At 46.9% G+C, this 22,016-nt stretch carries 20 protein-coding genes and 1 tRNA gene; 6 read left to right on the plus strand and 15 right to left on the minus strand.

The features are described from left to right. Positions 1 to 22: 22 nt before the first annotated feature. From nusA to rlmE, 9 genes are all read right to left on the minus strand, one after another. Positions 23 to 1,519 carry a transcription termination factor NusA gene (nusA, locus tag TOL_RS13115; protein ID WP_015487830.1) on the minus strand — a complete coding sequence of 499 codons (1,497 nt, stop codon included), beginning with the start codon at positions 1,517 to 1,519 and terminating at the stop codon, positions 23 to 25. Between the two features lie 22 nt (positions 1,520 to 1,541). Beyond that, a complete protein-coding gene (gene rimP, locus TOL_RS13120; protein WP_015487831.1) occupies positions 1,542 to 2,000 on the minus strand; it encodes a ribosome maturation factor RimP in 459 nt (152 codons plus the stop codon). A 267-nt stretch (positions 2,001 to 2,267) separates the two neighbouring features. Then, positions 2,268 to 2,353 (minus strand) — tRNA-Leu (locus TOL_RS13125). 21 nt (positions 2,354 to 2,374) lie between these two features. Continuing rightward, a complete protein-coding gene (secG, locus tag TOL_RS13130) occupies positions 2,375 to 2,773 on the minus strand; it encodes a preprotein translocase subunit SecG (RefSeq protein WP_015487832.1) in 399 nt (132 codons plus the stop codon). A gap of 27 nt (positions 2,774 to 2,800) precedes the next feature. Next, positions 2,801 to 3,544 carry a triose-phosphate isomerase gene (gene tpiA, locus TOL_RS13135; protein ID WP_015487833.1) on the minus strand — a complete coding sequence of 248 codons (744 nt, stop codon included), beginning with the start codon at positions 3,542 to 3,544 and terminating at the stop codon, positions 2,801 to 2,803. A 97-nt stretch (positions 3,545 to 3,641) separates the two neighbouring features. Next, positions 3,642 to 4,976, minus strand: coding sequence for a phosphoglucosamine mutase (gene glmM, locus TOL_RS13140; protein ID WP_015487834.1), 1,335 nt, complete (start codon positions 4,974 to 4,976; stop codon positions 3,642 to 3,644). Beyond that, entirely contained in the window at positions 4,969 to 5,811 is an 843-nt protein-coding gene (gene folP / locus TOL_RS13145) for a dihydropteroate synthase (protein WP_015487835.1), read from the minus strand. Before folP ends, glmM begins: the two co-directional genes overlap by 8 nt. 119 nt (positions 5,812 to 5,930) lie before the next feature. Further along, entirely contained in the window at positions 5,931 to 7,853 is a 1,923-nt protein-coding gene (ftsH, locus tag TOL_RS13150; RefSeq protein ID WP_015487836.1) for an ATP-dependent zinc metalloprotease FtsH, read from the minus strand. Positions 7,854 to 7,925: 72 nt separating this feature from the next. Then, a complete protein-coding gene (gene rlmE / locus TOL_RS13155) occupies positions 7,926 to 8,546 on the minus strand; it encodes a 23S rRNA (uridine(2552)-2'-O)-methyltransferase RlmE (RefSeq protein WP_015487837.1) in 621 nt (206 codons plus the stop codon). A gap of 98 nt (positions 8,547 to 8,644) precedes the next feature. Between rlmE and TOL_RS13160 the strand changes: the two genes are divergently transcribed. The 3 genes from TOL_RS13160 to TOL_RS13170 all read left to right on the plus strand — a co-directional run bounded on the left by TOL_RS13160 (position 8,645) and on the right by TOL_RS13170 (position 10,872). Next, positions 8,645 to 8,950: a YhbY family RNA-binding protein gene (locus tag TOL_RS13160; RefSeq protein ID WP_015487838.1), complete on the plus strand. Its 306-nt coding sequence runs from the start codon at positions 8,645 to 8,647 to the stop codon at positions 8,948 to 8,950. A gap of 153 nt (positions 8,951 to 9,103) precedes the next feature. After that, on the plus strand, positions 9,104 to 10,222 hold the full coding sequence (locus TOL_RS13165; RefSeq protein WP_015487839.1) for a beta-ketoacyl-ACP synthase III: 1,119 nt from the start codon (positions 9,104 to 9,106) through the stop codon (positions 10,220 to 10,222). A gap of 131 nt (positions 10,223 to 10,353) precedes the next feature. Continuing rightward, the gene (locus tag TOL_RS13170) at positions 10,354 to 10,872 is read left to right on the plus strand and encodes an acyl-CoA thioesterase (protein WP_015487840.1); all 519 of its coding nucleotides are present in this window, start codon (positions 10,354 to 10,356) and stop codon (positions 10,870 to 10,872) included. A gap of 14 nt (positions 10,873 to 10,886) precedes the next feature. Here TOL_RS13170 and TOL_RS13175 read toward each other — a convergent pair whose 3' ends face one another. Further along, a complete protein-coding gene (locus tag TOL_RS13175; RefSeq protein ID WP_015487841.1) occupies positions 10,887 to 11,690 on the minus strand; it encodes a PaaX family transcriptional regulator C-terminal domain-containing protein in 804 nt (267 codons plus the stop codon). A 120-nt stretch (positions 11,691 to 11,810) separates the two neighbouring features. On the opposite strand from TOL_RS13175, the gene TOL_RS13180 reads away from it, so the two are divergent. Then, positions 11,811 to 12,830, plus strand: coding sequence for a fatty acid desaturase family protein (locus TOL_RS13180; protein WP_015487842.1), 1,020 nt, complete (start codon positions 11,811 to 11,813; stop codon positions 12,828 to 12,830). Between the two features lie 80 nt (positions 12,831 to 12,910). Here the strand turns inward: TOL_RS13180 and greA are convergent, their stop codons facing one another. Genes greA through carA form a run of 3 tightly spaced genes read right to left on the minus strand, consistent with a single transcriptional unit; the run spans position 12,911 to position 17,803 of the window. Further along, entirely contained in the window at positions 12,911 to 13,387 is a 477-nt protein-coding gene (gene greA / locus TOL_RS13185) for a transcription elongation factor GreA (protein ID WP_015487843.1), read from the minus strand. A gap of 32 nt (positions 13,388 to 13,419) precedes the next feature. Beyond that, positions 13,420 to 16,638: a carbamoyl-phosphate synthase large subunit gene (gene carB, locus TOL_RS13190; protein ID WP_015487844.1), complete on the minus strand. Its 3,219-nt coding sequence runs from the start codon at positions 16,636 to 16,638 to the stop codon at positions 13,420 to 13,422. Between the two features lie 16 nt (positions 16,639 to 16,654). Further along, on the minus strand, positions 16,655 to 17,803 hold the full coding sequence (gene carA, locus TOL_RS13195) for a glutamine-hydrolyzing carbamoyl-phosphate synthase small subunit (protein ID WP_015487845.1): 1,149 nt from the start codon (positions 17,801 to 17,803) through the stop codon (positions 16,655 to 16,657). Positions 17,804 to 18,365: 562 nt separating this feature from the next. On the opposite strand from carA, the gene TOL_RS13200 reads away from it, so the two are divergent. Both TOL_RS13200 and TOL_RS13205 read left to right on the plus strand, forming a co-directional pair. Then, complete coding sequence (locus TOL_RS13200; protein WP_015487847.1) at positions 18,366 to 18,977, plus strand: TetR/AcrR family transcriptional regulator; 612 nt, start codon at positions 18,366 to 18,368, stop codon at positions 18,975 to 18,977. 140 nt (positions 18,978 to 19,117) lie between these two features. Beyond that, positions 19,118 to 19,855, plus strand: coding sequence for an SRPBCC family protein (locus TOL_RS13205; RefSeq protein WP_015487848.1), 738 nt, complete (start codon positions 19,118 to 19,120; stop codon positions 19,853 to 19,855). Between the two features lie 59 nt (positions 19,856 to 19,914). On the opposite strand, the gene dapB is transcribed toward TOL_RS13205, so the two are convergent. After that, complete coding sequence (gene dapB, locus TOL_RS13210; RefSeq protein WP_015487849.1) at positions 19,915 to 20,718, minus strand: 4-hydroxy-tetrahydrodipicolinate reductase; 804 nt, start codon at positions 20,716 to 20,718, stop codon at positions 19,915 to 19,917. 138 nt (positions 20,719 to 20,856) lie between these two features. After that, a complete protein-coding gene (gene dnaJ, locus TOL_RS13215; RefSeq protein ID WP_015487850.1) occupies positions 20,857 to 21,993 on the minus strand; it encodes a molecular chaperone DnaJ in 1,137 nt (378 codons plus the stop codon). Positions 21,994 to 22,016: the final 23 nt, after the last annotated feature.

Here is a 22,016-nt window from a genome sequence, read left to right on the forward strand (position 1 = left end):
ATCTCCTATGCCGAGCGAGTGATTAGTCGTTGCCTTCGAACCAAGGCGCGCGTGCTGTCATGATCAGCTTCGCAGCCTGTTCTTCAGTCATCGCCTCAATATCCAGCAGGTCATCGATGGATTGCTCGGCAAGATCTTCCATCGTACAAATGCCTTTACTGGCAAGTACCAACGCTAAATGCTTATCCATACCTTCCATTGTAAGAAGGTCTTCTGCAGGCTCTGCAGATTCCAATTTCTCTTCAGAAGCAATTGCTTGAGTCAGCAGTACGTCTTTTGCGCGATTACGCAGTTCAGTAACAACGTCTTCATCTAAACCGTCAATGGACAGCATTTCTTCCATTGGTACGTATGCTATTTCTTCTAAAGTGGTGAAGCCTTCTTCAACCAACAAAGTGGCGAAGTCTTCATCCAAATCCAGCACATTGATGAAGTTATCGATGAAACCAGAGGCTTCTTCGTTTTGTTTCTCAGAGGCTTGTTCTTCGGTCATGACGTTGATTTCCCAGCCAGTCAGCTCGGATGCCAAACGTACGTTCTGACCGCCACGACCGATCGCTTGCGCCAAGTTATCGGCAGCCACTGCGACGTCCATACTGTTCGTTTCTTCATCCATAATGATGGAAGCAACATCAGCCGGTGCCATAGCATTGATAACCAACTGCGCTGGGTTGTCGTCCCAAAGAACAATATCAATACGCTCATTACCACCAAGTTCGTTGGTAACCGCTTGCACACGACCACCGCGCATACCAACGCAAGCACCGACAGGATCAATGCGCTTGTCGTTTGACTTAACCGCGATTTTCGCACGTGAACCTGGATCACGAGCAGCACCTTTAATTTCAATCACTTCTTCAGCGATCTCAGGCACTTCAATACGGAACAGTTCAATTAACATGGCCGGCACAGTGCGGCTCAACATTAATTGCGGACCACGATTTTCTGGGCGAACAGAATGCAAAATGGTGCGAACACGATCGCCCATACGCATAATTTCACGACCAATTAAATGCTCTTTCGGTAGTAAACCTTCGGCATTATTACCCAAATCAACAATCACGTTATCGCGTGTTACTTTTTTCACGGTGCCGTGAATCAGTTCGCCTTCGCGATGTTGGTATTGCTCAACAATTTGCGCACGTTCAGCTTCACGTACTTTTTGTACGATAATTTGCTTTGCCGCTTGGGCAGCAATACGACCGAAATCTGGATTATCCACAACAGTTTCGTAGGTATCACCAGGTTGCAGATTTGTATCAATTTCGTGTGCTTCCTGCAGGGTTAGTTCGTCACCCAATCCAGGAACTACATCATTACTAACCACCAACCAACTACGGAATGTTTCGTAATCGCCGGTTTTACGGTCAATATCAACGCGGATGGTAGCGTCTTCATCGTCATAACGCTTCTTGGCAGCCGCTGCCAGGGCCGATTCAATTGCTTCAAAAATAATTTCTTTTGAAACGCCCTTCTCATTGGATACCGCTTCCGCGACCAGGAGAATTTCTTTGCTCATCTTCTAGCCTCGCTCTGCAACCTTAGTCCTTGAATTGTGGAACAACATTAGCTTTATCGATTAGTTCGATAGGTAGCAAATATTCGTGATCGTCTACACGCATCACGATATCTTGCTCTTCGATACCAACCAGCTGACCTTTAAATTTGCGACGGCCATCAAACGGCATACGCAGGCGCACATCTATAATGTGACCTGTATAAGCAACGTACTGCTCTAATGTGAACAGTGGACGATCCATACCAGGAGAAGATACCTCTAGGGTATATTCCTGAGAGATAGGATCTTCAACATCCAAGACGCTACTAATTTGCCGACTGACGCTCGCGCAATGATCAACGTTAATGCCATCTTCGTGATCAATAAAAACACGCAACAGCGAATGACGTCCTTGAGCTGAAAACTCAAGTCCCCAGTAGACAAAACCCATAGATTCGACCACTGGGCCAATCATTTCTGTTAACTGTGTATCTTTTGACAAGCCTAACTCCTGCGGGAGAAATTCTCTCCCAACACAAACAAAAACTGGGCAACATGTGCCCAGTCCGCTACTGCTTTTACGCAGACTGAAGCCCGCTTACGCAGACTTCTGTGACGTTTCACCGCTATCCGGTTTTTTGAGTCACCGGGAAGTGCAATTACTAAAAAGCCCCTGACTGGAGGGGCTCTTTGATATGCTCTTCAAAGCTCGCGCATTATAGGCGTATTAAACGAAAAAAGCGAACTAGGTTCGCCTTTTTAGAATAATTGGTGCGGATGGCGAGACTCGAACTCGCACAAGCTATGCTCACCACCCCCTCAAGATGGCGTGTCTACCAATTCCACCACATCCGCACTGCAATCCTGCTAAACGAATTACTTCGTCTGTTCAGGCGTCTCTACTTCTGGCGCTTCGCCAGATACTGATGCGTCTAATTCCGGCGCATCAACAGACGGCGCGTATTCTTCCACAACAGGGGTATCTTGCTCAAGTGTTTCTATCACTTCTTGGCTTGGAATACCTAAATCCGATGCTTTTGTCGCGTGCTGCTTAGCGAATACCGCCAAACCTAGGCTGGTCACAAAGAAAGCAGTTGCCAAAATAGCCGTTGAACGGCTTAAAAAGTTACCAGAACCTTGGCTGCCGAATACAGTTTGCGATGCACCACTGCCGAAAGAAGCACCTGCATCCGCACCTTTACCTTGCTGAATCATCACAAAAAAGACGATACCAAGCGCCAATACAATGTGAACGATTAAAATAATTTGTTCCATAACCTACCTATTTATCGTTATCGAGTTTTATTTAGCTCGACAAATTCCAAGAAATTCATTGGCATCCAACGAGGCACCGCCGACCAATCCACCATCAATATCCGGCTGGGAGAATAACTCCGCCGCATTAGCAGCCTTTACGCTGCCGCCGTACAAAATCTGTGTAGTATTCGCAATATCAGCACTACGCTGCTGCAACAAGCTACGAATATAGCGATGCATCGCTTGTGCTTGCTCTGGCGTTGCTGTCTCACCCGTACCGATTGCCCATACTGGCTCATACGCTAAAACAACCGACTGCCATTGCTGGTCTGACAATTCATCAAGCAATAATCTCAGCTGAGTCTCAACTACTTCACGCTCATTACCAGCTTGGCGCTCTTCTAGCGTCTCACCGATACACACAACTGCAGTCATACCTTGCTCAAGCACACGCAATGTCTTCAACAAAACAATTTTATCTGTTTCGCCATACAGGCTGCGTCGTTCAGAATGACCAACCAAGACCAAAGCCACCTGAAACTCAGATAGCATAGACACTGCTACTTCGCCGGTAAACGCGCCGCTTTGCTCAAGACTACACGTCTGTGCACCCAAGCGAATGGGCGCATCTGCGATAGTACTGTGTGCCAATGCTAGGTAAGGGAATGGTGGAAAAACAGCCACATCACATGTATCGATCTCAGCATCCCGGATCGCGGACAGTAAATGCTCGGTCATAGCGACGGAAGCATTCATTTTCCAGTTACCGGCTACCAGTAAACGACGCATGGGGTCCCCTCAAAATTCAAAGAGCGCAGATACTATCTAAGATGCCCCTCATAGACAAGCCAGAGCCGCTAATTGAAGCATCTTAGAGTAAAAGAAGTTACGCCAATGCCCGCTCAACCACTTCTGCTAATTCTTGGGCTAACAATTGAGTTACCACAGGATCTTCACCTTCAACCATAACCCGCACCAAAGGCTCAGTACCCGAAGGGCGCAATAATACGCGCCCGCGATTGGCCAACTTTTTTTCCGTTGCGGCAATCGCTGCTTGAATCGTTGCGTCGCTCATCACATCGATATTACGACTACGATGAACGTTAATCATAGTTTGTGGCATTTTACTCATGCGCTTTTGCCACTCGTGCAAACCAACACCGGTATCACGTAATGCCAGCAACACCTGCAATGCTGAAACAATACCATCACCCGTACTGTTCGAATCCAAGCACAATAAGTGACCGGATGATTCGCCGCCATAACGCCAACCATTTTCTGCTAGCATTTGCATGACGTAACGATCGCCGACTTTGGCACGCAAGAACTCAACACCTTGCTCTTTTAGAGCTAATTCAAGACCTAGGTTACTCATTTGCGTACCAACAACGCCGCCTTTTAAACGACCTTGCTCTTGAGCATGAGTAGCGACAATAAACAGCAATTGATCGCCATCAACTAACTCACCCAAATGATCGACCATCATAACGCGATCGCCATCGCCATCGAAGGCAATACCAAGGTCGGCTTTTTCTTCCAATACCTTAGCGCGCAATCCTTCTGGCGACGTTGAACCGACACCATCGTTGATATTCATACCATTGGGCTGATTACCAATCGTGATAACCGTAGCCCCTAATTCAGAGAATACCGCCGGTGCAATTTGATAAGTAGCACCATGGCTGCAATCCAGCACCACGCGTAGGCCGCGTAAATTCAAGGAGTTCACTGTGCCTTTGCAAAATTCGATATATCGACCCGCCGCATCATTAATGCGCACCGCTTTACCTAACCGATCTGATTCCACACAATCCATCGGCAAATCAAGGTAGGACTCAATCTGTAATTCAGTTTCGTCTGGTAATTTAGTGCCGTCACCCGAAAAAAACTTAATACCATTATCGTAATAAGGATTGTGCGAGGCACTGATCACAATGCCGGCTTGCGCACGGAAAGTCCGGGTTAAATAGGCAATACCTGGCGTTGGAATAGGCCCCAATAAACCGACATCAACGCCAGCCGCCGAAAGCCCTGCTTCTAAAGCAGACTCAAACATATAGCCGGAAATTCGCGTATCTTTACCGATTAAAATGCGGCTTTTGCCTTGCTGCGCAAACACCTTACCCGCAGCCCATCCCAGATGCATAATAAATTGCGGAGTAATCGGCGCAACGCCCACTCGACCGCGCACGCCATCGGTACCAAAATACTTTCTACTCATTGCCCTCTCCTAGAGTGGCTTGCAATACACTGACAGCATCGGCTGTCGCTTTTACGTTGTGCACACGAATAATCCGCGCACCTTTTAATACACACAACAACGCTGCTGCTGCACTACCAACATCCCGATCTTCCGGACTAGAATGTCCACCAATAGCTGCAGCAATCATGCGCTTGCGCGACAATCCAGTAAGCAGGGGATAACCAAGCGCTGTAATCTTTTCTAATTGATTAAGCAGCTGGTAATTATGCTCATAGGTCTTAGCAAAGCCAAAACCGGGATCTATTAAAATACGATCCTTACTCATCCCAGCCTGCTCACATTCATCAGCGCGTTGCTGCAAAAAATCAGCAACATCACTCACTACGTCATCGTAATGGGGATTATTTTGCATATTCGTTGGCTCGCCCACCATATGCATTAAACACACAGGTAAACGACTAGCGACAGCCGCTGCTAAGGCCCCCTCACGACGCAAAGAACGCACATCATTAATGATATGCGCGCCCGCTGCTGCGCTTTCACGCATCACGGCGGCGCTACTGGTATCAACAGATATGGCAACATCAAATTCACGAGCAATCGCTTCAATCACAGGGATTACGCGCTGCAATTCCTCCGCCGTCGCAACCGGCTCGGCTCCCGGACGAGTGGATTCGCCACCGACATCGATAATCGCCGCACCATCAGCGATCATTTGCTCAACATGTCGTAACGCTTGCTCAGGGCGAACAAACAAACCACCATCAGAAAACGAATCTGGGGTGACATTTAATATCCCCATAATTCTAGGCTCTGATAAATCCAGCTGCCGCTGACCACACTGTAAACGCAATGTTTCGTCCTTCTTGATTTAGCTAACTCGAATACTTTCTCGAATACTTTCGGTAATTCATGCATTTCTAGCCAACAAAAAAGGCGGCTTAAAAGCCGCCTTCTTCAGCCAACCAATGCTTAGCTTTGCTCACTCGCCGGATCACCGACCGAGTCGTCATCATCTTTGGCCATATCACGGCTCGCTTCCGCAGGAGCAGATGGACCTGAGCCCGTATCTGTCCACGACTTAGGTGGGCGCGGTTTGCGACCTTCCATAATGTCGTCGATCTGATCGGCATCAATGGTTTCATATTCCATCAGTGCATCTTTCATCATTTCAAGCTTCTCGCGATTTTCTTCAAGAATCTTAACCGAGCGCTGATAGCAAGTATCAAGTAGGTGTCTGACTTCTGCATCAATCACTCGCGCAGTTTCGTCAGATAGATGAGACATCTGACCGCCACCAGCACTACCCAAATAACTATTTTGCTCGTCTTCGCTATACAGCTGAGCACCTAATTTATCGGACAGGCCCCACTTAGTGACGTAGTTACGAGCGTATTTGGTTGCGCGTTCAATATCGTTAGAAGCGCCGGTAGTAACACCGTCTTTACCTAACGTCATCTCTTCGGCGATACGACCACCGTACAGAGAACAAATATTGCTTTCGATACCGCGCTTGCTGATTGAGTGACGATCTTCTTCTGGTAAGAACATAGTTACACCAAGGGCGCGGCCACGAGGAATAATCGACACTTTATAAACCGGATCATGCTCAGGCACGATACGACCAACAATGGCATGACCTGCTTCGTGGTACGCCGTGTTGGTTTTCTCTTTTTCTGACATGACCATGGTTTTGCGCTCGGCACCCATGAGGATCTTATCTTTCGCTTGTTCAAATTCTTCCATACCAACGGTATTGCGATTCGCACGCGCAGCAAACAAAGAGGCTTCGTTAACTAAGTTGGCAAGGTCAGCACCAGAGAAACCCGGCGTACCGCGAGCCAACACAGACGCATTAACATCATCACCAATCGGTACTTTGCGCATGTGTACTTTGAGGATTTGCTCACGACCACGAATATCGGGTAAACCCACAACGACCTGACGGTCGAAACGTCCTGGACGTAATAGCGCAGGATCAAGAACATCTGGACGGTTAGTCGCGGCGATAACAATAATGCCGTCGTTCACTTCAAAGCCATCCATCTCAACCAATAATTGGTTCAGAGTTTGTTCGCGCTCGTCGTTACCACCACCCATGCCCACACCACGAGAACGGCCTACGGCATCAATTTCGTCGATAAAGATAATGCAAGGTGCTTGCTTCTTCGCTTGCTCAAACATGTCGCGCACACGAGATGCACCGACACCAACGAACATCTCTACGAAATCTGAACCAGAGATGGAGAAGAAAGGAACACGTGCTTCACCAGCAATCGCTTTCGCCAACAGTGTTTTACCGGTACCCGGTTGTCCCGCCATTAATACGCCACGGGGAATTCGACCACCCAAACGCTGGTACTTGCCCGGATCACGTAAAAATTCGACCAACTCTTTTACATCTTCTTTGGCTTCATCACAGCCAGCTACATCATCAAATGTCGTTTTGATTTGATCTTCGCTCAGCAACTTAGCCTTGCTCTTACCAAATGCCATTGGGCCGCCACGCCCAGAACCACCACCTTGCATTTGACGCATGAAGATCATGAACACGGCGATGATGATCAGAATCGGCAAGGACGCTAATAATAGTTGCGACAAGAAACCTTGTTTCTCAGGCTTTTCGCCTACCACATCGACATTATTTGCCAACAAGGTATCCATCAATTTGTCATCAAAGGCTGGTAAAACGGTCTCAAAACGCTGATCCGTTGATTTTTGTTTACCTGTGATGGACTGACCAGAAATGGTGACAGATTGAACCTGACCATTTTGGACGGCTTTCATGAAATCAGAATACGACAGCTCGGTTCCGCGAGTCGTTGGGTTAAAGCTTTGAAATACCATCATCAAGACGGCAGCTATAACTACCCACAATATGAAATTCTTTGCCATGCGCGGCACCACCTCTTTAGTCTGGCTGGAACGTCCCAGCCGATTTATTGCCCTTAGCTTAGCAAGCATTCGCTAAGGACGGAAACCTTTACCCACAATGTACACCTCACGCGAACGTGGGCGCGATGCTTTTGGTTTACGAATCAACACTTTTGTAAAAGAAGAGCGAACATCCGTAAGGTATTCATCAAAACCCTCACCTTGAAACACTTTGGCAACAAAAGTGCCATTGGGTTTCAAAACCTGACGCGCCATATCAAGCGCAAGCTCTACTAAATACATAGCGCCTGGTTGGTCAATGGAGGCCATACCACTCATATTGGGTGCCATATCGGAAATTACAAGGTCCACTGGACGGTCATTAATCGCCGTTAATAACTCATCAAAAACCTCATCCGTGGTGAAATCGCCCTGAATAAAGGTTACATCAGCGATAGCATCCATCGGTAGGATATCGGATGCGATCACCAACCCTTTATCACCAAGGCGTTGTGCAACTACCTGCGACCAACCGCCAGGAGCCGACCCTAGGTCAATTACGGTCATCCCAGAACGCAACAACTGATCGCGTTCGTCTAATTCTATTAACTTATAACTGGCACGCGTGCGGTAACCATCTTGCTGAGCTTTTTGCACATAAATGTCGTCTATATGCTCTTTTAGCCAGTCTGCACTCGTTTTTGATCGCGCCATAGCGGTGTTTGCTCCAGGGTCAGGTATACTATCGGGCCGTAGCGGCCCCGACGTCGCCACAGGATTCTAACACCGAACCACATAGCGACCGAATCGATATGGCTATAAGCAACGAACAACGTAAAGCATACCGGGCCATTGGCCACCAGTTAAACCCGATTGTGACCATCGCCAGTAATGGTCTGACGGAAGGTGTCATCGAGGAACTTAATCGTGCTCTAGACGACCACGAACTGATTAAAATCAAAGTTTCTGTCGGTGACCGTGAATTAAAGAAAGAAGTTATTGCCGAAGTACTGAAAATCTCGAAAGCAGAATTGGTACAACAAATTGGTAATACGGCACTATTAATACGCCGTAATCCAAAGGCAAAGCCGAATCTTTCGAATCTAAAACGCTTATAAAATTTTGCTGTTACAATTGTCAGCATTAACGAGGTGAGCGCTGGCGCGGCGCATCCCTCATTTTAGGACAACTTCCAGCACTGACGGCTATGAGTGTTGGAACCCCGTTCAGTTCGGGGGATAATGCATTAAAAATAAAGGTTTCCTATCGTCATGTCTCAGATTGTTATTTCCGGCTCAGGCCTATTCATTCCGCCTCACACTGTCACCAACGATGAATTAGTTGATGCATACAATAGTTATGTACATCGTTTTAATGATGAGCACGCTGGACAAATCGAGATGGGCAAAGTAGAAGCCTTGCCAACATCAAGTAGCGAATTTATTGAAAAAGCGTCTGGTATCAAATCACGCTATGCCATGCATAAAGAAGGCATGCTAGATCCAACCGTGATGCATCCACGCTTTAAACCAAGCTACGAAGGCGATGAGCCAGAATGTGTGACCATGGGTATTGCAGCAGCGAAAGAAGCGATGGCACAAGCGGGTAAAACTGCAGCCGACATCGATATGCTGATTGTGGCGACAACCAATCACCAGCGCGCTTATCCTTCAATTGCCGTTGAAATTCAAGAAAAGCTGGGGATTAAAGGCTTTGCTTACGACATGGGCATTGCATGCTCCTCAGCAACCTTTGGTTTAATCTCGGCTTACGCTTCTGTAAAAGCAGGGTTAGCAAAGTGCGCCATCGTAGTGAACCCCGAATTCACCACACCGCAAGTCAATCTAAAGTCGCGCGATAGCCACTTTATTTTCGGCGATGTTGCTACAGCTGTGATTATTGAGCCGGAAGAAACCTGCACTTCTGATAGCGCTTTCCGTATTTTGAATACTAAGCAATTTACTCAGTTTTCAGACAATATTCGTTGCGACGGTAACTACACTGACCATTGCTTCGATAATTTGCCTGAAGATCGTGCGTTTTTCAGCCAGCAAGGCAAACGTGTATTTAAAGAATTATTACCTCTAGTCACTAACTTTATTTCTGAGCAATTAGCTGAGAATCACTTAGAAGCTAGTCAACTCAAACGCATGTGGTTGCATCAAGCCAACCTAACAATGAACATGTTTGCAGCTAAGAAACTATTGGGACGCATGCCCGAGCCAGAAGAAACACCAATCGTACTAGACGAATTTGCTAATACAGCCTCGTCAGGTTCTGTGATTGCTTTCCATCGCAATAAAGCCGATATCCAAAAAGGCGAGAAAGGTTTGATCTGCTCATTCGGTGCTGGTTATTCCATCGGTAGTTTACTGGTAGAGAAAGTTTGACCAACGAATAGATCAATGCCCCGTTTTCGGGGCATTTTTCGAGGACATTCTAGACATAAGCAAAATAAACCTTTCAACCTGCTAAAAATTTGTCAAAATCCGCGCTCTTAATCACCTCAGGAGATGTCGCTGTGGGGCAAATTATCCAAACTGAAATGACCGAACTGGTCACACCTGGTATGGCCAACTTTTCTGGCAATATGCATGGTGGCGAATTACTTAAGCTCCTCGATAAAGTTGCCTATACCTGCGCAATGCGTTTCAGCGGTCAATACGCTGTAACTCTGTCGGTCGATAACGTTCTATTCAAACAACCAATTCACATCGGTGAGATGATCACCTGCCTTGCGACCATCAACTATACCGGTCGTACTTCGATGGAAATTGGTATTAAAGTGATTGCAGAAGACATTCGCCGGAAAACAGTAAAGCATACGCATACCTGCTATTTCACTATGGTGGCGATGGACGAGAACAACCAGCCAACGCCGGTGCCCGAATTAGAACTTAAAGACGAAACTCAAATTCGCCGTTACAACAAAGCGGTGAAACGTCGCCAAGCACGTCAGCGTTTACAAGAAATGATGAAAGCCATTGAGCGCGACGATGATCCAGACTTAAATGATCTACCGACGGTACGCTGCCCTTAAAACAACCTAAGAGGCTAGTCGTTACCAACTGTCGCGATAAGTTCCGACCAAATAGCTCGGCCAACGGCGTTAAATTGAATCATGGTTTCGACCATATTTTGGCGACTAGCACTATTGATCATCTCCCCCGGTAGTCGGGGGTCATAAGCAATTTCATGCAATACTTTATCACCGATTAAAAATGACTCTCGCGCTGCATCCTGCAGACTTTTCGACGCATAATCGGTAAGCCACAACTGCATTTCTGCGGTGAGTTCTAGATACTTATCATTCAGCTGCTGTAACGGCCAAAGCGCCAAATCACTCGGCAGCTGCTCACACTGAAGTTCTGATGCACGAAATAAACAAGCTTGGGGTTCCAGCCCTAGCTCAACGAGATTCTGCTTCAATATCGCGATATCAATCTTAAGATTATCTGGTCGAATCAATAATCCCTGCTCGAATTCGCGAAAGCCCCAAAGCGTAGTTGCGCGCTCACGCTTGCGTAGTTGCTTGCGGTCACGCCGCCCAAGATTGGCCACATAAATTGCTAACCAACTACCATCCCATTGTTTGAGGCTTTGCTCTAACGCATGCCATCGCTTCTGCTGATCCGCAAAAACCTGCGCCTCTTGACCAAAGATATAGCCACCTTGGTCACTCAAAATAAGTAAGCCCTGAGCCACCAAGCGATTTAGGGTCACTCGAATATTATTCGCTTCTAACTCGAACAAGGCACCCATGCGCACAAGAGTAGGCGCTGAAATAGGCTGATCAGCTGCTTTAACAAGATTGAGAATGAGTTTTTTAGCGGAATGAGGCTGTGCTCGAACAGACATAGAATCGGCCTAATTAAGATACTCACATGTTACCACAATGACTCAAACCCTTATCATTACAGAATTTGACACATTGTTTTATTGAGTGTAATTTAAACGGATAACACTGGAACAAATACTATGACCAATACACACGACGATTTTGAAACAGGCTTAGAACGCAAGTCTGCACGCGACACCCTAACCCAACTGCTCGGACCAGAGGTGATTGCATCCCTACATCGACGTTCTGATGCTTGGGGCTGGTTTGGCATAGCAGGCTGCTGGGCCACTATCGCCTTGGCACTCTTTATGTCCGAGTTAGCTATTGATGCATTCACTTGGTGGAGCCTGCCGTTACTGATTGTCTCCATAACCTTGATTGGCGGACGAATACTCGGGCTCGCCATTCTCAGCCATGAAGGCTCACATCGCAGTTTATTCGAAACGCAGAAGTTCAATGACTCCGTTTGTAATTGGCTATGCGCTGCTCCTATATTTCTGGATATCGCAAAATACCGCCGTCATCACGCGCTGCACCATGTACACACAGGTACAGAACTGGATGTAGACCTTCCCCTCTGTGATGGCTTTCCAACCAGTCCTGCATCCATGATGCGTAAATTTTTGCGCGATATATCAGGAATCACAGGTATCAAATCACTCATTGGCCTAGGCATGATGAATGCAGGCATCCTCAAATGGAATGTCGCAGGTACCGTGGAAAAATTGCCTAGCAATGGCCAATCAAGAGCAGATTATTTATGGACATTTGTTAAAGAGAGCCGAAGAACACTGATATTCCACAGTATATTTTTTCTCACAATGTATTTTTCAAATCTAACTGAACTGTTCTTTATATGGTGGGCTGGGTATCTATTTGCGTACCCGTTGTGCATCAGAGTTCGGTCGATCGCGGAACATGCTATGACCGAACGCAGTGGCAATATGCTAAAAAATACCCGTACGACAAAGGCAGGCATTATAGGCAGAGCTTTGTTTGCTCCCTTTAATGTGAATTTCCACATTGAGCATCATGCGCTAGTTTCTGTCCCCTACTGGCAACTGCCTAAACTGCATCGTTTATTGCGGGAAAAACAAGCGATACCTACCCCACCAACTTATTGGCAAGTTATACGCTTAGCAGCATCCAATAAATAAACGCTGAGTTGACAAGCAATACGTGAAAAATCCAATAAAAAAGCCCGCTTAGCGGGCTTTTTTATTCAACACCATCAATATTAGATGTGCTGCACTTCTTCGATTTCGTATTCAACGGTTCCACTAGGAATGGTCACGATGACAACATCACCTTCCTCTTTACCAATCAAGGCACGCGCAATTGGTGAAGAAATAGAAATACGATTCGCTTTAATATCTGCTTCATCTTCACCAACAATGCGATACACCACAGAGGCATCAGTCGCACAGTTAATGATAGTTACCGTAGTACCAAACAAAACCTTACCACTATGAGGAATCGATTTAATATCAATTACTTGAGAGTTCGACAGCTTGCCTTCGATATCTTGAATACGCCCCTCGATAAAACCCTGCTGTTCACGCGCAGCATGATATTCGGCGTTTTCTTTTAAATCACCATGTTCACGAGCTTCAGCAATTGAAGCGATAACCCGCGGACGATCAATCGTCTTTAGACGTTGTAGCTCGGCACGCAATGTTGCTTCGCCTTCAACAGTCATGGGATATTTCTGCATTATGCTCTCCCTTTAAAATATCGCAGCAACCATCAAACGATGGTTGCGTGCAGCTCTTGTAAACGATGGACTTCTTTCAAGCCATCAGAACGCAGACCTTCTACAACCGCCTCTGCACCAGCCAAAGTAGTGGTGTAGTAAACCTTATGTTGTAGTGCACTGCGGCGAATATCCGCAGAATCTGCAATGGCTTGAGAACCATCAGTCGTATTCACAATTAACGCAATTTCATCATTTTTAATCATGTCGACGATATGTGGGCGACCTTCGGTCACTTTATTCACACGGCTACATTCGACACCAGCTGCCTTAAGTACACGACATGTACCATCGGTGCAGATTAATGAGAAACCACGTTCGACAAAGCCTTTAGCAACTTCAACAACACCCGCTTTATCAGCATCACGCACCGATATAAAGACGCGGCCAGTGTTCGGCAAACTTGCGCTAGCACCCAGCTGTGCTTTAAAGAAGGCTTCGCCGAAGGTTTTACCTACGCCCATTACTTCACCGGTCGATTTCATTTCAGGGCCGAGAATTGGATCCACGCCTTGGAATTTATTGAACGGGAACACCGCTTCTTTTACTGAGAAGTAAGGCGGAACGATTTCTTTGGTGAAGCCCAATTCCTTCAGGCTCTTGCCCATCATGACTTTCGCAGCGATAGCTGCCAATGAAAGACCGATACACTTCGACACGAACGGAACAGTACGTGATGCACGAGGGTTAACCTCAATCACATAAATCTCACCATCTTGCCAAGCCAACTGAGTGTTCATCAAACCAACTACACCCAATTCTAATGCCATTGCAGCTACCTGCTTGCGCATTTCATCTTGAACGTCGGCAGGCAAACTGTACGGAGGCAGAGAACACGCAGAGTCACCAGAGTGAATGCCGGCTTGTTCGATATGCTGCATGATACCGCCGATAACGACTTGTTCACCGTCGCAAATGGCGTCGATATCGACCTCCACCGCGCGATTCAAAAAGTAATCCAACAGCACTGGCGATTCGTTGGATACTTTCACAGCTTCGGTCATATAACGACGCAACGATGCTTCGTTATTAACGATTTCCATAGCCCGGCCACCCAATACATAGGACGGACGAACAACCAATGGATAGCCGATCTCAGCAGCCTTTATAACAGCTTGATCTGCCGACGTTACCGTCGCGTTAACCGGCTGCTTCAAGCCTAAGCGTTGAATCATTTGCTGGAAGCGTTCACGATCTTCTGCACGGTCAATCGCCTCTGGTGAAGTACCAATAATAGGTACACCAGCAGCTTCTAATTCTTCGGCTAATTTCAGCGGCGTTTGACCACCGTACTGAACAATAACGCCTTTAGGTTTTTCTTTATCAACAATTTCAAGCACGTCTTCTAAGGTAACAGGCTCAAAATACAGACGATCAGAGGTATCGTAATCGGTTGATACGGTTTCAGGGTTACAGTTCACCATGATGGCTTCGTACCCTTCTTCCTTCGCTGCCAATGCTGCGTGCACACAGCAATAGTCGAATTCAATACCTTGACCGATACGGTTAGGACCACCGCCTAATACGATGATTTTTTCGCGATCCGTTGGATTCGATTCACACTCTTCTTCGTACGTTGAGTACATGTAAGCAGTGTCAGTGGCGAATTCTGCCGCACAAGTATCTACGCGCTTATAAACTGGGCGAATACCCATTTTTTGGCGATGCTTGCGCAGTGATTTCTCAGAAATCCCCATCAAAGCAGCTAAGCGTGCATCAGAGAAACCTTTACGTTTCAGCTTAAACATACGAGCCGCATCTAACGACTGTAAGCTGCTCTGAGCAACGGCCGTTTCTTCTTTGATCAGATCTTCAATCTGAACTAAGAACCAAGGGTCGATAAATGAGTGTTCGTAAACTTCGTCAACACTCATGCCAGCACGGAAAGCATCACCAACGTACCAAATACGATCAGCACCAGGAGTACGTAATTCAGAAACAATTTTGTCGCGCGATACGGGATCGTTTAAATCCACTTTCGGATCAAAGCCCGTCGCACCCACTTCTAAACCGCGCAGCGCTTTTTGCAAAGATTCTTGCTGCGTACGACCAATCGCCATCACTTCGCCTACAGATTTCATCTGAGTAGTTAGACGACCATCAGCTTGTGGAAATTTTTCGAAAGTAAAACGTGGGATCTTAGTGACCACATAGTCGATTGACGGCTCAAACGATGCTGGCGTACGACCACCGGTAATATCGTTTTGCAGTTCATCTAAGGTGTAACCAATCGCTAACTTGGCGGCTACTTTTGCAATCGGGAAACCCGTTGCTTTCGATGCCAAGGCAGAAGAGCGAGATACACGTGGGTTCATCTCAATCACGACCATACGGCCATCTTTTGGATTCAAACCAAACTGCACGTTAGAACCGCCGGTCTCAACACCAATCTCGCGTAGCACTGCCAAAGAGGCATCACGCATGATTTGGTATTCTTTATCCGTCAGTGTTTGCGCAGGAGCCACTGTGATCGAATCACCGGTGTGAACACCCATTGCATCGAAGTTTTCGATAGAACAAATGATGATGCAGTTGTCGTTTTTATCACGCACAACTTCCATCTCATATTCTTTCCAACCGATCAGAGATTCGTCGATCAGCAGCTCATTGGTTGGCGACAAATCCAAACCGCGAGTACAGATCTCTTCGAACTCTTCTTTGTTGTAGGCAATACCGCCGCCCGTTCCACCCATGGTGAATGACGGACGAATGATGCATGGGAAGCCTAGCTCTTTTTGCACTTCGCGTGCTTCTTCCATGCTGTGAGCAATGCCCGCACGCGGACATTCCAAACCAATCTTCTTCATCGCTTTATCGAAACGGCTACGATCTTCGGCCTTGTCGATGGTATCGGCATTAGCACCGATCATCTCAACGCCGAATTTTTCCAGAACGCCTGCCGCTTCTAAACCGAGCGCGCAGTTCAGCGCCGTTTGGCCACCCATTGTTGGTAGCAAAGCATCTGGACGCTCTTTTTCGATGATTTTAGTAACCGCTTCAACCGTAATCGGTTCGATATAGGTTGCATCCGCCATCGACGGATCGGTCATAATCGTTGCAGGGTTAGAGTTCACCAAAATTACACGGTAACCCTCTTCACGCAGTGCTTTACAAGCCTGCGCCCCAGAATAGTCAAACTCACACGCCTGGCCGATTACAATCGGGCCCGCGCCGATGATCAAAATACTTTGTATGTCAGTACGTTTTGGCATTACTCAGTCAATCCTGTTATTGCGCGGCTTTGGCGGTTTTAATCAATTCGATGAAGTGGTCAAACAGCGGCGCCACGTCACGCGGACCTGGGCTCGCTTCTGGGTGACCTTGGAAGCTAAACGCTGGCTTATCAGTGCGGCGAATACCTTGCAACGTACCGTCAAACAATGACTTGTGAGTTGCTACTAAGTTCGCCGGCAACGTTGCTTCATCCACTGCGAAACCATGGTTCTGGCTGGTAATCATCACTCGGCCAGTATCAATATCTTGAACTGGATGGTTACCACCGTGGTGACCATGACCCATTTTTACAGTTTTCGCACCTGATGCCAGAGCCAGCAACTGGTGACCTAAACAGATACCGAAAACAGGAATATTGGTTTCTAAGATTTCTTGAATCGCTTTGATCGCGTAATCACATGGCTCTGGGTCACCAGGGCCGTTAGATAGAAATACACCATCCGGATTCATGGCTAGCACGTCAGCTGCAGAGGTTTGCGCTGGTACAACCGTTAGGTCACAGCCACGCTCTGCTAGAAGGCGTAAAATATTGCGCTTAACACCATAATCGAAAGCAACAACCTTGTACTTAGGGGCTGTTTGTTCACTAAAACCTTGGCCTAGTGTCCAGTCGCCTTGCGTCCAACGATAAGCTTCTTTCACCGTCACTTCTTTCGCTAGATCCATGCCTTTTAAGCCAGGGAAGGCTTTAGCGGCTTCAATGGCGCGAGCGATGCCAGCGTCACTGTGCGAATCGTCTGCCACTAAGATACAACCACTTAGTGACCCTTTTTCTCGTAGGATGCGTGTTAAACGACGAGTATCGATGTCAGAAATGCCACACACATTGTGCGATTTCAAATATTGATCCAGCGGCTGCTGGCTGCGAAAGCTAGATGCGATCAAAGGCAAATCACGAATAATCAAACCTTTAGCATGGACTGCGGATGACTCTTCATCTTCATCATTGGTGCCGTAGCTACCAATATGAGGATAGGTTAACGTAACCATCTGGTTGGCATAGGAAGGATCGGTAAGGATCTCCTGATAACCGGTCATGGAAGTGTTAAATACCACTTCCCCCACAGATTGACCTTCAGCACCAATGCTGATGCCTTTGAAGATACTGCCATCTTCAAGAGCTAGAATCGCTGGCGTAGACAAGACTCATTCCCCGAACTGTAAATAAACTGGCGTGCGTCTGCATCAGGCAGGCCCAGACTGGACGTGGCAAAACCATCAGTCGTAAAAAAGCGGAATGGCGACATCAACTGACTCCATCCCGCTTTTCACTGATTTTTTCGGCGTCTTTTCGACTGCCGTGATACACACTAGAACTAACCCTAAATGATACTAAAAAGGGGCGCTTGTGTCCATTTAAAATGGCACTTAGGACATTAGTCCAAACTGCACCGAATTAGCACCTTATGACCACTTGTTTCGTTGAAATATGTAACTTGTCGCATCAGGACAATGCTTAACAAGCCATTACCAGAAAAAATTCATACTTAGTTATCAGAAATGGTAGTTCGTACTTCCAACTAAGTTCGGGCCAAGCCACTATGACCCTATATAAACTATGACTTTACGTACCGACAAAATAGGATGACCCAAAGATCTAGCCATCGATTCAGGCCGATAGCTAGACGGTCGAGTTACCAAAGGCTCAATTCTCCTAGGTGAGCTTTTTGCATAGTTAGTAATTAACAAGGAAAGAGGATGCTGCATGCCTGCTGCTGTCGAAGGTCGTCGACGCTTACAACCAGACGAACGAAAGAAATTATTACTAAACGATGCGATTGAAGTCTTTGCTCGCCGCGGCATTGGACGTGGTGGCCATACCGAAATTGCCCAACAAGCCGGGGTATCCGTCGCAACGGTTTTTAACTACTTCAACACTCGTGAAGCACTTGTTGGTGCGGTACTCGATGAAGTTGAAAGCTTTTTATTAAACTTAGCAGAACGCGTGTACGAGGATGCAGAAAATCCAGTGGATGGCATAAAGAACCACATCCAAGCGTTTCTTAGGGCCTGCGAAGAAAACTCAAATTACATCAAAGTATGGCTAGAGTGGAGTGCTTCTGTACGAGAGGACACGTGGCCGCGCTATATCGAGTTTCAAACTCGCCTACTCGAAATCATCACAGCTCAAGTAGAGCTCGCGATTAAAGAAGGCCTACTCATTGATGGTTTAGCACCAATTGAACGTGCCAGATGGGCAATTGGCAACGCTCACATGTTGGTATCTATGGTGTTTAGCCCTATGGGCAAACCCGACGGCATGGAAGAAATGGTAGAGCGTGGATTTAACCACATCATAGGCATCCGCGAGTCATAAAGTACTCATCCACTCCTTAGGCTGACATGGTTCGCGCCATGTTAGCCTCCTTCTATAGACGACTCCCCGCGCGTTAGTTAGGATGGCCGCAAATAGTAACGGCACCTACTTGTGTCCATCACATTATCGAGAAAATCACTGTGCGCTCTTTGTTTTTAACCACCATTACGTTAATTACCGCCCTCACTTTTTCACTCACAGCAAGTTCTAGTGACGTTAAAACCACCATCATTAATGATAATATTCCTTGGAAAGCCGGCAAGGTTGGTGATGATATTGGCGAAGTCAGCACTTGGCGTCGTAAAGTAGAAGGAGCAGATGTTCAACAGTTCCGTGGAGAAATCATCATCCCGCAACCTGCTTTGCACGTTTTACTGACATTAGAGAATTCCGATGATTTATCTGACTGGGTGTTTCACTGTCAAAAAAGTGATCGAGCACTGAATCAATATGTATACATGGAATATTCTGGCATTTGGCCGGTAGCTGATCGTTATGTCACCCTTATCAATAAGATGTCGATCAAAGATGGCGTGATTAATATACAAAGCACGAATGTTCCAGATGTGGTTCCAGCTCCAAAGGGCATGGTGCAAATCAGCGAATTTAATAATTTATTCGAAGTTACTCCCCTACCGAATGGCAATACTAAAATTCGCTTCACCACATTCGTAGACTTATCAGGCGGCTTACCAAGTTGGATAGCCAATATGGTATCCAAAAGTGCACCTAAGGTAACGCTACGCAATATGCGCGATTTACTTGAAGATAAGCATTGGGATTACAGCAATGCCTCTATTGACGATTTAACTTCCTCTTTTGATCCCATTCGCGACGAACTAAAGAACTTGCTAAGCAAGCCAACAGCAGCTGAATAACTTATGCTTTAAACAAAAACGCCGGCTAAGCCGGCGTTTTTTTATTCTTACACTTAACATTAAAAGCCAAGTACATCCTGCATATCGTATAAACCAGCTGGCTGAGTACCAATCCACTTAGCGGCACGTACCGCACCTTTAGCAAAGGTCATACGGCTTTGCGCTTTATGAGTAATCTCAACACGCTCGCCTTCAGTTGCAAACATCACCGTATGATCACCGACAACGTCGCCACCACGAATGGTTTCAAAACCAATTTGCTTATGTGGACGCGCGCCAGTTTGACCTTCACGCCCATAGCAAGCCACTTCGTTTAAATCCCATCCCATGGTTTCTGCAACCACTTCTCCCATACGCAAAGCAGTACCTGACGGGGCATCAACCTTGTGACGGTGATGCATCTCGATCACCTCTATGTCGCTATCATCACCCATAACAGAGGCTGCCATACGCAGGAGATTCAAACAGAGATTGACGCCAACCGAATAGTTAGGGGCAAAGACAATGCCCATATCACCCGCAGCTTCTTTTAAACCAGCCTTCTGAGCTTCGGTTAATCCCGTTGTACCGATAACAATGCACTTGCCTGCTTGGCGGCAAAGTTCAACATTCGCCATAGTGGCTTCCGGCGAAGTGAAATCAATCAACACATCAAATTGGTCTATCACCGAACTTAGATCCGTAGTAGCCGCAACATTTAGCACTGATCCCAAACCAGCGATAGCGCCAACATCAACCCCTGCCATTGGATCACCCGCTAGTACAATAGCTGCGCCTACTTGCGCTTGTTCATCGGCGTTGACTGCTTCGATCAGCACTCGCCCCATACGTCCGGCGGCACCGGTAATAGCAATACGTGTCATGACAGGGTTCCAGAATTGAAAATAGGAATTATGAAAAGGTGTAAGGATATCGGGAATTTAACAGTGATGCGAGACAGAGGCGCTAGTTGACCTCGATTGATGCCTATCAATCGAGCTAGCACCTCAGTCAATCAGGCGTTAGATTTCTTCAAAGAAACGCTTCACGCCTTCAAACCACGTTTTCTTTTGCGGAGAGTGCTTATCACCACCCTTTTCGCCATTAAGAGACGCTTGGAATTTCAACAACAGATCTTTCTGCTCTGATGTTAGATTCACCGGCGTTTCTACCTGTACGCGGCAAAGTAAATCGCCCGCCGTACCACCACGCACAGGAACAACGCCCTTGCCACGCAAACGGAACAACTTACCGCTTTGAGTTTCGGCTGGAATCTTAAGCTTCACTCGACCATCAAGTGTTGGTACTTCTAACTCACCACCCAACGCCGCATCAACAATGCTGATAGGGACATCACAGTATAGGTTACGACCATCACGATGGAACAACTCATGCTCACGCACACTGACCTGTACATATAGGTCGCCAGCAGGCCCGCCCATGGCACCCGCTTCGCCCTCTCCAGACAAACGAATACGATCACCGGTATCCACACCTGGCGGAATCTTAACCGACAGTGTTTTGGTTTCTTCTTTAACACCACGACCATGACAGCTAGTACATGGATCTTCAATCATGGTGCCTTGACCACGGCAACTCGGACAAGTTTGCTGAACAGAGAAAAAGCCCTGTTGCATACGCACTTGGCCTTGACCATGACAAGTGCCACACACTTTTGGCTTAGTACCCGGCTTAGCGCCGCTACCATCACAAGTGCTACAAGCCGTTAACGTTGGAACACGAATCTTTTTCTCAACGCCACGAACCGCTTCTTCTAGTGATAAATCCATCGTGTAACGTAGATCTGAACCACGCTGTGGGCCACCGCGACCTCCGCGGCCACCGCCACCAAAAATATCACCGAAAACATCACCGAAGATATCGCTGAAGTTACCGCTACCGCCGCCAAAACCACCGCCACCAGCGGCATTTGGATCTACACCGGCATGACCATATTGATCATAAGCAGCGCGCTTTTTCTCGTCGCCTAAAATTTCATAAGCTTCGGTAGCTTCTTTAAATTTTGCGTCGGCATCTTTGTCATCAGGATTACGATCCGGATGATATTTCATGGCCAACTTACGGTAAGCCTTTTTCAGGTCTTTACCTTCAACGTCGCGACTGACGCCTAATATTTCGTAATAATCTCGCTTCGACATGTCATCACCTGTTGTACTGCCAC

This window comes from Thalassolituus oleivorans MIL-1, assembly GCF_000355675.1.
Lineage (GTDB): Bacteria > Pseudomonadota > Gammaproteobacteria > Pseudomonadales > Oceanobacteraceae > Thalassolituus > Thalassolituus oleivorans.